General features: G+C 52.4%; 14 protein-coding genes. 4 read left to right on the top strand and 10 right to left on the bottom strand.

Annotated elements, in window-relative coordinates; genetic code table 11:
- Positions 1 to 165: 165 nt before the first annotated feature.
- Complete coding sequence (locus BMW84_RS04305; protein ID WP_091064844.1) at positions 166 to 1209, bottom strand: oxidoreductase; 1044 nt, start codon at positions 1207 to 1209, stop codon at positions 166 to 168.
- 214 nt (positions 1210 to 1423) lie between these two features.
- Here BMW84_RS04305 and BMW84_RS04300 point away from each other — a divergent pair, with 214 nt between their 5' ends.
- Complete coding sequence (locus BMW84_RS04300; RefSeq protein ID WP_091068047.1) at positions 1424 to 2200, top strand: DeoR/GlpR family DNA-binding transcription regulator; 777 nt, start codon at positions 1424 to 1426, stop codon at positions 2198 to 2200.
- 3 nt (positions 2201 to 2203) lie between these two features.
- On the opposite strand, the gene BMW84_RS04295 is transcribed toward BMW84_RS04300, so the two are convergent.
- The 3 genes from BMW84_RS04295 to BMW84_RS04285 all read right to left on the bottom strand — a co-directional run bounded on the left by BMW84_RS04295 (position 2204) and on the right by BMW84_RS04285 (position 4811).
- On the bottom strand, positions 2204 to 2848 hold the full coding sequence (locus BMW84_RS04295) for an MBL fold metallo-hydrolase (protein WP_091064841.1): 645 nt from the start codon (positions 2846 to 2848) through the stop codon (positions 2204 to 2206).
- A 93-nt stretch (positions 2849 to 2941) separates the two neighbouring features.
- A complete protein-coding gene (locus tag BMW84_RS04290) occupies positions 2942 to 3343 on the bottom strand; it encodes an RrF2 family transcriptional regulator (protein WP_091064839.1) in 402 nt (133 codons plus the stop codon).
- 70 nt (positions 3344 to 3413) lie between these two features.
- The gene (locus BMW84_RS04285; protein WP_091064837.1) at positions 3414 to 4811 is read right to left on the bottom strand and encodes an MFS transporter; all 1398 of its coding nucleotides are present in this window, start codon (positions 4809 to 4811) and stop codon (positions 3414 to 3416) included.
- 211 nt (positions 4812 to 5022) lie between these two features.
- On the opposite strand from BMW84_RS04285, the gene BMW84_RS04280 reads away from it, so the two are divergent.
- Both BMW84_RS04280 and BMW84_RS04275 read left to right on the top strand, forming a co-directional pair.
- Entirely contained in the window at positions 5023 to 5667 is a 645-nt protein-coding gene (locus tag BMW84_RS04280) for a nitroreductase family protein (RefSeq protein ID WP_091064834.1), read from the top strand.
- Between the two features lie 78 nt (positions 5668 to 5745).
- Entirely contained in the window at positions 5746 to 6171 is a 426-nt protein-coding gene (locus BMW84_RS04275; protein WP_091064833.1) for a MarR family winged helix-turn-helix transcriptional regulator, read from the top strand.
- 80 nt (positions 6172 to 6251) lie between these two features.
- Here the strand turns inward: BMW84_RS04275 and BMW84_RS04270 are convergent, their stop codons facing one another.
- A complete protein-coding gene (locus tag BMW84_RS04270; RefSeq protein ID WP_091064830.1) occupies positions 6252 to 8636 on the bottom strand; it encodes an alpha-L-arabinofuranosidase C-terminal domain-containing protein in 2385 nt (794 codons plus the stop codon).
- A 186-nt stretch (positions 8637 to 8822) separates the two neighbouring features.
- Here BMW84_RS04270 and BMW84_RS04265 point away from each other — a divergent pair, with 186 nt between their 5' ends.
- Complete coding sequence (locus BMW84_RS04265) at positions 8823 to 9956, top strand: MBL fold metallo-hydrolase (protein ID WP_091064827.1); 1134 nt, start codon at positions 8823 to 8825, stop codon at positions 9954 to 9956.
- Between the two features lie 67 nt (positions 9957 to 10023).
- On the opposite strand, the gene BMW84_RS04260 is transcribed toward BMW84_RS04265, so the two are convergent.
- The 5 genes from BMW84_RS04260 to BMW84_RS04240 form a co-directional block, all read right to left on the bottom strand.
- Positions 10024 to 10560, bottom strand: a complete 537-nt coding sequence (locus BMW84_RS04260; protein ID WP_091064824.1) for a GNAT family N-acetyltransferase — start codon at positions 10558 to 10560, stop codon at positions 10024 to 10026.
- A gap of 26 nt (positions 10561 to 10586) precedes the next feature.
- Positions 10587 to 11039, bottom strand: coding sequence for a hypothetical protein (locus tag BMW84_RS04255; protein ID WP_091064819.1), 453 nt, complete (start codon positions 11037 to 11039; stop codon positions 10587 to 10589).
- A 42-nt stretch (positions 11040 to 11081) separates the two neighbouring features.
- Complete coding sequence (locus BMW84_RS04250) at positions 11082 to 11639, bottom strand: DEAD/DEAH box helicase family protein (protein ID WP_091064817.1); 558 nt, start codon at positions 11637 to 11639, stop codon at positions 11082 to 11084.
- Positions 11640 to 11807: 168 nt separating this feature from the next.
- Complete coding sequence (locus BMW84_RS04245; protein ID WP_091064815.1) at positions 11808 to 12017, bottom strand: hypothetical protein; 210 nt, start codon at positions 12015 to 12017, stop codon at positions 11808 to 11810.
- Positions 12018 to 12141: 124 nt separating this feature from the next.
- The gene (locus BMW84_RS04240; RefSeq protein WP_091064812.1) at positions 12142 to 12921 is read right to left on the bottom strand and encodes a PhzF family phenazine biosynthesis protein; all 780 of its coding nucleotides are present in this window, start codon (positions 12919 to 12921) and stop codon (positions 12142 to 12144) included.
- Between the last annotated feature and the right edge of the window lie 25 nt (positions 12922 to 12946).

Genomic DNA, 12946 nt, shown 5'->3' with positions numbered 1-12946 from the left:
GTAACCGGCGATTGTGTAGAAACGATGTGGGCAGAAAAGATGTGGAAGATTATCTCGTGTGCAGCCGTTTACCCGCAAACCCCATCTCATTCCCGTCCGGGTCCTGGATCGTGAATTTCGCGTTCCCCAGACAGATTGGAGGCCGGCCGTTTATATCGTCATTCATTATGCAAAAGGCAAAGTGCGTTGTTCCAGGCTGCTTCTCTTGGCCAATTCGATAATTTTGATCGTATTCAGCGCATCTTCCGGACGTACGGGCAGCGGAGCATTCTCCGTAATAGATTCATAGATTCCTTGATAGTAGCGTTCATATGCTCCCGGAAGCGTCTTGACCCGAGTAGAGACTGGTCCCTCTTCACGCTGAATCGTCAATTCGGCAAATTGTTCTTCCTTGTCTTCTCCCCAACCGGTATCGCCGGGTCGGCTGCCGCTGCGCAGCTGCTCTTCCTGCGGATCCACGCCAACTTTCACAAAGCTGCCTTTCGTGCCGTGCACCAGGACTCTCGGACCTGGTTTCACGACGAGCGACCCGCTGTGCAGAATGACCCGCAAAGGGCCATACGTTAGAATCAGATGGAAATAGTCATCCGTCACCGAGCCCTCCCGCTGAATGCCGACATCGCCATACACCGTATCCGGCTTGCCGAACAACGTCACTGCCTGGTCAATCAAATGCGAGCCGAGATCATAGAGAAAACCCGCACCCGGCGCATCCTGCTCTCTCCAGCGTGTTTTGACTTCCGGCCGGAACCGGTCGAAATGCGTTTCGTAATGCCTGATTTCGCCCAGCGCACCGAATGAAATGATATCCTGCAGCGTCAGGAAATCATTGTCCCATCTGCGATTATGAAATACGCTTAAGCTTTTGCCCGTACGCTCCGCCAGTTCAATCAGCTTCCGGCCTTCTTCGCTGGTAATGACAAACGGCTTCTCCACCACGACATGCTTGCCTGCGAGCAGCGATTGTCTGGCGTAATCATAATGCGTAGCGTTTGGAGACGTGATGATAACGAGCTCGATGTTGTTGTCCGCAAGCAGTTCCCCAAGGCTGGACACCACGGCAACGCCCGGAAGCTTCTCCTCTACCTTTAACGGATTGCTTGATACGATTGAGCATAGATTCAGGCCTTCTATCGTTTGAATAACGGGCGCATGAAAAATCTCTCCGGAAAAGCCGTACCCCACCATGCCAACGTTTACGATCTTCATTGTATCCCTCATTTTCAAGATTGTATAATTATTTTAATTACGAATTACTAGTATTATATGGTTTATACGTAATTACTTCAAGATTATTTAAGTCTATAACTTACATATGTAATTATTTCGCTTATATCAGTCATAATTTCTGCAACTCAAGTGTTGTATATCCTGACGGCGGATACTACAATATAAGAAATTGATTATGGACAAGGTGGCAGCGATGACGCAAGAAGAACGGATCAAATCCATCGTGGATTATTTGGGTTCGCATATGAGGATCGGCATGGAAGAGATTTGCGCGCTTTATCAGGTATCTTACGATACGGCACGGCGCGATCTGGTGCGGATGGAGCAAGAAGGTTTAATCGTGCGGATTCGGGGCGGGGCGATGCTTCCGGCAGCCTCCAAGCACATCAAGAACTATAAGGACCGGCAGGAGCATGCCGACAGCAAACAGGCCATTGCCCGCGTAGCCGCATCGCTTATTCAGGACGGCGAGGATCTGATCCTGGATACCGGGACTACCACGCAGTACACCGCAGAGTTCCTGAAGTCACGCAATAACGTCGTAGTCACGAACTCCATCGATATCGCGGCGGTGCTGTGCGATAAACCTGAGGTTACTACGCATTTGCTGGGGGGCGAGCTCAATAGCTGGCACCGGTATGCCTTTGGACCCCGGGCCATCGAAATGCTCGCAGACATTAAAGTAGACAAGCTTTTTCTGGGGGCATGCGGCATCACGCCGGAAGGCGTATTCGCCACTACCGTTGAGGAAGCGTACATGAAAAGGGAAATGATTAAGCGGTCGAACCAGGTGATTTTACTTGCGGATGCCAGCAAGTTTAACAAAAGCATGTTTCACCGGGTATGCGCATTTGAGCTGATCGACATGGTCATTACGGATGAGAAGCCGGCCGAACCTTTTCGCAGCGCCTTCAAAGAATCCGGAATCACGCTAATGCTTACGTCCGAAACGGAGCGGCCAGCAGATTAAGTTTTATTTGTAGTCGAGCGTGATGGCCGTCATTTCCGGCTCCAGGCTTTGGCTATCCACGATCAGCCTACGTTCGTGGCGGTGACGGCCGACGAGGCCCAGGAATCTGTCGGATTTTTCAAAAAGGAATCTTCCCAGCAGTCCCAATGCCTTGGTCCAATAATGCATCGGAATGACCATGGACGGTTTCAACTGCTGAGCGACAGCGAAGGCTTCTGCGCCGTCCAGCGTCATTTTCCCTCCGATTGGAACCATCAGAATATCCACCGGACCGATCGCCGCTACCTGTTCTTCGCTCAGCGTATGCCCCAGATCGCCGCAATGCACGATCCGCAGACCGTCCATTTCGATCACAAATACAATGTTGTTCCCCCGTTTGGCTCCGCCATCCTTGTCATGGAACGTCGGAATCCCCTGGATGGCAACGTTCTTCAGATCATACTTTTTCGCTTTATCGACCAGGACATACTCCCCGTCTACAATATGTACCTGATTGTGGTCCCGGTGATTATGGGTGACAATGACAATATCGGCGGTCAGCCGCGGCATTTTGTATCCAAGCATTTTACCCAGCGGATCGATCAGAACCCGGGTACCCTCCTCGCTTTTCAACAAATAACTGGACTGGCCATACCACTTGATTTTCATCGAAACATCCTCCCCTATAACTGTAGTATAACGGATTCATTTAATTGTGCAAATTAACGCACATTTTAGCCGGCAAGAAAGCCGGCCTTCTTGTTAATCCAGTAAATCGGCAATCGTATAACCCCTGAGCTTCTGTTCCAGCACCTGGTTAATTTCGCTTAGCACCTGCTTGAATACGGTCTCCACTTTTTCGCTTGAATCATTCACCTTTAAGGTATCGAGCATTCCCTGCCACTCGGCAGCCTCATCCTTGACAGCCAAATAGATAGCCGACAGAGGAATATCGTCCGGTCGGACGCTTAGCTTGTAGCCTCCGCACCGCCCTTGGCGGACGTCGAGCAGCCCCTGCTCTGCCAATTGCGACAATACCTTGCGCAGCGCGGTCGGTTCGCAATGCAGCGCCGCTGCCAATTCCGAGCTGTTCATATGGCGGTTCTGCTCCGCCAGCAGCTTCAGTGCCTGGAGGCCGTAGCCCAATCTTTTTACCTGTGCCATCCTTGGTCGACTCCCCTTTCGGTTAGATTTCTTCCCGTCCGCACATCATATGAAATATTCGATATGCGCTTCATCGTATTTTGTCGGATTCGTCTGACGGATACAGGTTACCGCCAAAGATAAACGAAGCCCGAAATGCCATGAGTTGCCCTGATTGTGGAAAAAGCTTTCCAGCCAGCTGATACAGCGCACCGCCCAGCGTAACGCCCATACCCATGCCGATCGTCCGGCTCATATTGAGCGTCGCTCCGGCCACGCCGAGTCTAGAAGGAGGAACATTCCCCATCACGTTGCTGTTATTCGGCGGCGTAAACAAGCCCATGCCTCCGCCGACCAGTCCTAAGCCAAGCAGCAGCCGGACAAGGTCTCCGTCATTTTGAATGGTAGCCAGACAGGCGCAGCCCAGAAGAATCGTGACAATGCCGGAAATGGCCGGCAGCCGAATGCCGAAGCGATCCGCCAAATAGCCGGAAGCCGGCGTCATCAGCGTCATTCCGATTGGAACGAACGAAAGGTAGAGCCCCGCGCGGACCGAGTTTGCATGAAAGACCGTCTCCATCAGGAACGGACTGAGCAGCAGTACCCCGTACATCACCGTAAAGGATAGGAACCCGGACAGATTGCCGCGGATAAAAATTCGGTTCCGGAACAGCGCCAGATCCATCAGCGGAACCTTGGCATGCTGCTCCTCCCGGATAAACGACGTCAACGCCAGCAGTCCGGTGAATGAACCGAGGAGAATGACGGGCGAGGCCCAGCCGAGCGCGGTTCCGTTATTCAAGATGTAGATCAAGAAGATCAGGAACGGAATGAGGAATAACATGCCCCAGAGATCGAACGCTTCCTTTTTCCTGGCATTGTCTTGCGGAAGCAGCAATACCCCAAGAATGGTCCCGATAATCCCAATGGGAACGTTGATATAGAACAGCCAGCGCCAGTCGCCCATAGCCAGCAAGCCGCCGCCAATGACCGGACCGAGGCTGAGACCGATGCCCTGCGCACTCGCCTGAATTCCGATAGCCTTGCCCCGGTGCTGCGGCGGAGTCGCCGCTGTAATGATAGCCACGCTGTTCGCTTGCAGCATCGCCGCGCCTACAGCCTGAAAAATCCGGGCAAGCAAAAGAAATCCGAAGCTTGGCGCCAGTCCGCATAATAACGAGCTGACAAGAAATACAGTGAAGCCGCCGGTATACATCCACTTACGGCCCAACATGTCTGCGAGCCGGCCGAAAGGAATGACGAGCGAAGCCAGCGTAAGCAAATACACGAGACTGATCCACTCCACGGTTGCCATGGAGACATGCAGCTGCGTAACCAGAGACGGCAGCGCCAGGTTGATGATGCTCGCATCGAGCGCCGCCATAAATGCGCCGATGCATACCGTCGAGACGACAAGCCAATGGTAACCCTTGCGGGCGGACAGGCGTTCAGGAGGGCTATGATGAATGAAATGGGATGGGCTGATCATGATGTCATCTTCCTTTTTTGAAATCAATATAACATTCGATTGTTTTCGCACTTTAATGATTTTACCATGAATTGCATTCGATCGGTTTCTGAGGGGAATAAAAAATACACTTGCATTTCAAATCCGTTCAGCGTATATTTGACCTATCAACTATTGATTAGTCAATGATTGACTTGTCAAATAAAAAGATAAATTAAAGGAGAGAACCCTTATGTCACTGAAAAACTTCCAAAAAACCAATGATTTTAACGAAATCGTCTACGGACGCCGTTCCATCAAGACCTACGATCCATCGGTCGAAATCAGCCGCGAAGAAATGACGCAAATTCTCGAAGAAGCCAGCACCGCCCCATCGTCCATCAACATGCAGCCATGGCGTTTCCTGGTCATTGATACCAATGAAGGCAAAGAAAAGCTGGCGCCGCTCGCCCGTTTCAATAAAGAGAAAGTGCTGCAGGCTTCGGCGGTTATCGCGATTTTCGGCGATATGAAGAACATTGAGTACGCAGAAGAAATCTACGGCAAAGCCGTTGAGCTTGGTTACATGCCGCAAGAAGTGAAGGACTACCAATTGAACGCATTCAAACCTTATTATGAAACTATGCCAGCCGAAGCTATGCGCGACATTGTTCTGCTGGACGCCGGCCTTGTCTCCATGCAGCTGATGCTCGTTGCCCGTGCGCATGGTTATGATACCAACCCGATCGGCGGCTACGAGAAGGATCAAATCGCCGAAGCTTACGGATTGGACAAAGAACGTTTCTTGCCGGTTATGCTGCTCACCATCGGCAAAGCCGCAAGTGAAGGCTTCACTTCTTACCGCCTGCCTGTTGACACAACGACGACTTGGGCGTAAACTCTTAACTTATTCTGGGCTTGCAGCCGGCGTAATCGGACGAAGCCATGACGTCCACATCATAAGGAGGGAACCCGCATGGATTGTTCGTTGGAACAAGAGAAGATATTATTTCTGCTGAAAAAAATGAGCAATCAGCTCAGTCCCAAGTTTGAACGGTGCACGGGAATCGGCTCCTCGCGATACGATCTGCTGTATCAGCTGTACACGAGCGACGAAGTCACGCAAAGCAATCTGCAAAAAGCCATTCATATCGACGGCGCGGCCATCACCCGCCATTTGAAGCAGCTCGAAGCCGAAGGCATGGTCTCCCGTCGCCGTAATCCTGAGGACCAGCGCGTCACCTTCGTGCGCCTGACCGACGAGGGCCGCAACACCATCATCAGCCACAATGAGGAACGCACCGGCTTCCTCCGGCAGATGCTCGACGGCTTCAGCGGCGAGGAGCTGGATGTGCTGACGGATATGCTGGAGCGGATGCATCATAATTTGAAGGATATGTAAAAAAGACTTATTTAACACAAACAGCGATGCTCCCCCGAGCATCGCTGTTTCACTTCCGCTATTTTCTCTTTCTCCATTAACTATCCCCGCTTCACCCGCAAAACCGTCAATGACCGCGCCGGAAAATCATACTCGAATGCATTCGCTTCTACCTGAAATTCCCGGACCTTCGGATGTACCCTCATCGGTTCTTCGAAGCTATTCTCGTCCGATAGCTCATGCCCCGACAGCTCATGTACCTCTACGGTCAGCGGTCCAGGCGGTAAATCGGCGAGCTCCAGAGCTGCCCTTACCGCTTGCTCCTGCATGTTAACCGCTTTGACGATAACGTCTCCGCTAGCCTCTTCCAGGCTTGCCGAATAATAGAGCGGTTTAATGACCGGCAGCTTATCCTCTGCCTCATTCACAAGAACCCCGTCGATGTACGCTCTGATCGTTCTGCCTTCAACTTCCAGCACCAGCTCATACTCGCGGCCCGTTTCTACCGTAAACAAGCTGTGCGTCAAAACGGAGCCCCGGCCGCTAACAAAACTGCTAAGAATCGTATCCTGATTCTGCCAGCCGCCGATCTCCCAAACCAGACGGTTCTGTTCATCCTGCATGCCGTAGACAATGTTAAACCCGCGGACGCCGGAGAATTTGGTCGCTTTCAGCTTCAGCGTATAGCTTGAGGTATCAATTGCACCTACCTGCAATTCCCGCTGCGCCGTGCCATTCTCCTGCGCTTCCAGCGAGCAATTCAGCTTGATTTCACTGCCGAGCTGCTGCTCGGTGCCGGTTTTGCGGTCAATCAGGACGATATCCCGGTAGAACACTTCTGCATGATCTGCCAGAAGGGCAATGGAACCGGCAATCGGCGCGTTTTCACTAACCTCTTCGCTCTCGAGCCCTTCTGCTTCCACTTGAAGCAAATGGTCCCCTTGATGGCGCATAAACAGCTGCTGCACATAATAGTTCGGGGTGCCGAACACTTCATGATTGTTGAACCAAATCATATCCGGCTTCCAATTGATGTAATCGACGTTGCACAACATCGGCGCGTAGCAGGCCAGACTGACGGCATGCGCGCTGCGTTCAAGCCCCGTCATATAAGCCGCTTCAGCCAGCGCGTTGTAATAGGTGTTGCCCCAGGTGGCGTATTCGCCCAGGAATACTTTCGGGCCATTGGCGTCAAAACCGGCATACCGGTCCGCATGCGCCAGGAACCATTCCGGCGAGGAGTAGTAATGTTCGTCCACCAGATCCGAGCCGTTCTCGCGGGCCGACGCCCAGCCGCGTTCGTATTCCCCGCCGGCCGCGAACGGTCCGCTGCTGTTGATAACCTTGATATCGGGATATTGGGCTTTGATCGCCCGGTGGAAATAAGGATATCGTTCGAAAAAGGGGTCGCCGACCTCTTCATTTCCGATCCCGATATACTCCAGCCCGAATGGCTCCGGATGGCCCATTTCCGCCCGGACCGCTCCCCATGTCGTGGAGGCATCCCCGCGGGCGAACTCGATCAGGTCGAGCGCATCCTGAATCCATGGGCCCAGCTCGTCAATCGGCACGATGCGCCGGTGATGCGGGTCATAGCCGCCGGGCAGGACCGGAATGGCTTTGGCGCCGATATCTTCGCAGAACAGGAAATATTCATAATAACCAAGCCCCAGCGTCTGGTTATACCCCCAGTTGTTGCGTTTGGACGGTCGGGCAGCCGCAGGGCCGAGCGTATTTTTCCAGCGGTACATGGAGTCGCGGTCATCGGGATCAAGCGAGCCGTCGTGGATCAGGCAGCCGCCGGGAAAACGCATAAATTTCGGTTTCAGGTCCGCCAGAAGCTCCGCGATGTCGCGGCGCAGCCCGTTCGGGCGGTTCTTGTATGTATCCAGCGGAAAAAGCGAAACCATGTCCAGATACAGACGGCCGGTTCCGCCGGTCAGCAGAATCAGCTTGCCGTCATGTGCGGTGACGCTTGCAGACAGGACAACCTCGTATTTTTCCCAATCGGTGCTGTCGACGATGATCTCCGCCCGGGCGGCTACTTCTCCGTTCGGATTCTCCACGGTCACCACGACCGGTTCCGCATGGCTCTCATCCCGGCGGGCATACATGGAGAAGCGATAGTTCTGTTCGGCAACCACCGGAATTCCTGCGCCGAAACCGGCGTTGCTCAGGCCTACGCCTTCTCCCGCTTGCCCAATGTCCAATACCGCATAATGCGGATTTTTCGGATGCAGCGAAGCTTCAGATTCAACGGTTAGGCTCGCCTTACCTCCACTGCGTTCCACCAGCTCCCAAGCCGTAAGCACATGATAATCGGCCCGGTCAATCGGATCAAATTCGAACGAACGGTTCTGCACCAGTTCCGCATACAATCCGCCGTCGGCTGCATGATTGATATCTTCAAAGAAGATACCGAACAAATCGCCGAGCGCGGCTCCCTTTTGTCCGGTATGGATGGTTAAACGTTGTGTGTTGTTCATGCAACTTTCCCCTCTCTATTTAGTTAATATATATATTAATTAATTCGTGATTACATAAATATTATAATCGTACATTTTTGACCCCGTCAATCGTTCATTTCGATCCTTGCGCACTGCGTTTGAAGCAGGCCTTCCCGCTATGTTAAGATTCATGTTGCCAAGCATTTTAAACAGATAAGAAAAGAGATGACGGTCGTGAAAGCATTACTCATTGTTTTAGCTGTAATTGTCGTTCTTGTAGTGGCAACAATGCTCGTTCTGCGCTTCTACCCGACCTTTGGAGGCCGGCCAAACGAAAGCACGCGAAGACGGATGCAGCAATCCCCGCATTACGAAAAGGGAAAGTTCAACAATCTGATTCCGACGTTTCTGAAGCTGACCTTTGCGGACAACTTCAAAATCATGCGTGAAATGATGAAGAGCAACAATGAGACGACGCCGGACCAGGAAATCCAGGTGCAGCCGGTATCGCCGGAATCTCTGCAGACACTTCCAACTTATCCGGAAGGGATTGCCGGAAAAGTCATCTGGTTTGGCCATTCGGCACTGCTGCTGGAGCTGGAGGGTAAACGCCTGCTGCTCGACCCGATGTTCGGCAACGCCCCCTCTCCGTTTCCCGCATTCGGAGGCAAACGGTTCTCTAAGAAACTGCCGGTTGAGCTTGAAGATCTGCCGCCAATCGATGCCGTGCTTTTCTCGCATGATCATTACGATCATCTGGACTACGGGTCGATTCAGCGTTTGAAAAATAAAGTTGGCCGCTTCTTCGTGCCGCTTGGCGTCGCCTGCCATCTCGTACGCTGGGGCGTTGCGCCGGAAAGGATTCAAGAATTTGATTGGGGCGAGCACACCGATTGGGAAGGGTTGTCCCTCACCTGCATGCCGGCCCGCCACTTCTCGGGGCGAGGTCTCTCGGACCGCAACGGTTCTCTGTGGTGTTCCTGGGTCATCGGCGGGCAAACGGCACGGGTGTTCTTCAGCGGCGACAGCGGCTACGGCCCGCATTTCAAGGAAATCGGCGACAAATACGGTCCGTTCGATCTTACGCTTATGGAGTGTGGCCAATATAATACCCGGTGGGCGCCCATTCATATGGTGCCGGAAGACACAGTACAAGCGCATATTGACGTGCGGGGAAACCTGATGATCCCGATTCACTGGGGGACGTTCAAGCTGGCGCTGCATGACTGGCGCGATCCGGTGGAACGTGCCGTGCGGGAAGCGGCGAAACGGGGAACGAAGATCGCTACGCCGCGCATTGGAGAACCGGTACTGATCGGCGCGGAGAATTATCCCGACAGTCCTTGGTGGCGTTCGTAAAGCTCATCGTATAAAAGCAGATTGTATAAATCTCGTCAAAAAAGCCGCCCAATGGGCGGCTTTTCGCTTAGTCGTTCGGATTGATGATGGCGAGCACCTGATGGTCTTCCCATACGCCGTTGATCTTTACATTTTTCCGGGCAATTCCTTCCTTGTGAAACCCGGCGCGTTCCAAGACGCGTATCGATCCGGGATTGCGCGGCGAAGCTTCGCCGGTAATCCGGTGGAACTTCAGCACTTCAAACGCATATTGTACCACTTGCTTCAAAGCCTCCGTCATATAGCCTTTTCCGTTATAATCCCGGTCCAGGCTGTAGCCGACCATGCAGCTTTGCAGTGAGCTCCGCACCACAAAGTTCAGTCCGATGTTCCCGATAATCCGGCCGTCTTCGGCGTGGCAGATCACAAAGTCGTATCTACGGTCTTCCTCCCGGTCGCTTTTTCCACGGATAACCAGCTCCAATTGGCGTTCCTTCGTATAAAATTCATCCGGACTGTTCGGCGAGAACTGCTCGAAAAATGCTCTATTGCGCGTATACAGCTCTGCCAGCTCTTCTGCATCCGATTCTTCCGGGAACCGGATATACACCCGCTGCTCGGTCATCTGCTTCATCTCCTATAATCCCTTCATTATTCGTTCTTGTTGTCAAAAAACGTCTCATCCGTGATCCAGTTCATCCGTTCCGTGGCGGTTTTGCTAGCGGGATTCCGGACCAGCATCGTAAAAATGTTCCTCAGCTCATCGATTCTGGCCAGTGTAAGGTCTTTGGATTTGTCTTCCCGCAAAGCGATATACAGATTGTTCAGGCTGATATCCAGATCGTCATTGGCTTGTTCAAAGGTAGTTAATTCGCTTAGCACGGCGGCATTCGATACATTGGCCAGCATCGACCGGTACGTGTAGTCGTTAACTTCCATTTCAAAGCTGCTGAGCGCGTTGTTCAGCTGCACCTTGAATAAAGCATCATTTGCTTTTTGCAGCACTTCGTTTTGATCCTTTACTTTATCGTATTGCAGGACGGTGAAGATCAGATAAGCGATGCACAACACCAAGGGAGCGATCAGGTACCGGTTCCAGTTCATGGCCTTAATCATTTCCTTTCCGCAAGGTTGGTACAAATGGAGTTACAAATTGAAATGACGCCGGATCATTTCCGCGACCTCGTCCGGCGCAAGCCGGGTATTGTTAATCCGCAGGTAACGTTCTCTTTGGATTTCTCCTTCATAAGAGTTCAGACGATACCGGTCCATGCTGCGTTTCAATTCCCGCTCCGAGTTCTCCACGTTGCGCTTGGTGGGCTTATGTGCCAGCCGGTGCGGCGTTTTATTGCGCTCGATTCGCTCACTGAGCTCTGCTTCAAGTTCAACGAAACAAATCTCGCCGCCCTTGCCTTCCACGATTCCGCAAATCTTATCGACGAAATCCCAGTCATTCTGAAGATCAAACGCCCACACGTATGTAAAAATCATCCCGTACAGTTCACTGGCTGCCGCCGCTTCAAAAATATCCTCCCGGAACTTGGTGCACAGCCTCCACATCTCCGGGGTGAAGCCGAAGTATGGAACCAGCAGCTCAATGGTCATATGATTGTGGAATAATTTGAGTTCGGTGATTTTCTCCAGTTCATGCCCGACCGTCATTTTGCCGACCGCCTGCGGCCCAAAGATCAGGACCAGCTTCATAAGCCCACCTCATGGAATAGATTTCAACTATAATACCATAATCTGCCCTACTGCGATCATAAAAAAAGAAAGCCGCTATTTCAGCGGCTCTATTTCTCCGTGCTTACACTGCTCCAGCAGGAAGCTTAAGCCACCAATCTTATGGCTGATGGCTCGTCCTCCAAAACATTAAAAGTCAATATCCCCGTCGCATTCCGCTTCAAATCGCTTCCTGAACGGATTTACAAACTCGATTTCCCGGTCAAACATTTCCCGGGACAGCGCAAAATTCAGCTTCTCTCGCGATTTTTCGATATAGATGTTATCTTCCTCGCTGCTCCAGTAACGTAAAGCATCGAGCGCTGTCTCTTCTTGATGAGCGCTGTACATAAATTCCATCCAGATCTCCATTAAGCCAAAATGGTCAAGCCTATCGGCATAGTGAACGATCCGGATATGTGCCGGAAGATCTTCCTTTTTTCTTGAATTATGAAATTCGATGATTTCGGAGCTTTATGCCGGTTCATAGCTGCAGCTCCGCAATGGAATACAGGACGGCCGTTCCGGCGATGCGGACCCGGTCTCCCTCCAGCCGGCAGTACAGCGTGCCCCCGCGTTTGGAGAGTTGATGCGCGACTAGCCCGTTTCGGCCAAGCCGGTCTGCCCAGTACGGGATAAAGTTGCAGTGCGCCGAGCCGCAGACGGGATCTTCATCGACCTTAAGTTTCGGGAAAAAGCTTCGGGAGGCAAAATCCACGGTTTCGCTTTTGGCAGTGACCGAAGCGCCCAGTCCGAGCGGCAGCTGCTTCAGCTTGGCAAAATCCGGCGCCAGATTCCGGACGGCCTCTTCGCTCTCCAGGACAAACATCAGATCCCGGCTCAAATACGCCTCCAACGGCGTGACGCCCAGCGCTTCCACCATCTGCTCCGTCAGCTCGATCCGTTCCGGCATCCGGGCGGGGAAATCCAGCTCGTACCGTTCGCCGCGCTTCGCAACGTTTAGGATGCCGCTCTGCGTCTCAAACGTGAGCTGCTCAACTTCAGCTTCGTAAAAATTGGCAATGACATATGCGGTCGCCAGGGTGGCATGCCCGCACAAATCAATTTCGCCGGCCGGGGTAAACCATCGGAGCTGGTAAGCATGCGGGCCTGTTTTGACGGCAAATGCGGTTTCAGACAGATTGTTCTCTGCGGCGATGTTCTGCATCAAATCTTCCGGGAGCCACTGCTCCAGGATGCTGACGCCCGCCGGATTTCCTGTAAATAGCCGTTCTGCGAACGCGTCTACAACGTAATACTTCATGGGATTAACCTCCTCTTAAGCTGCT

It is taken from the genome of Paenibacillus sp. NFR01 (assembly GCF_900111565.1).
In the GTDB taxonomy this organism is placed as follows: domain Bacteria; phylum Bacillota; class Bacilli; order Paenibacillales; family Paenibacillaceae; genus Paenibacillus_AQ.
This window is presented reverse-complemented; position numbering and strand designations above follow the sequence as displayed.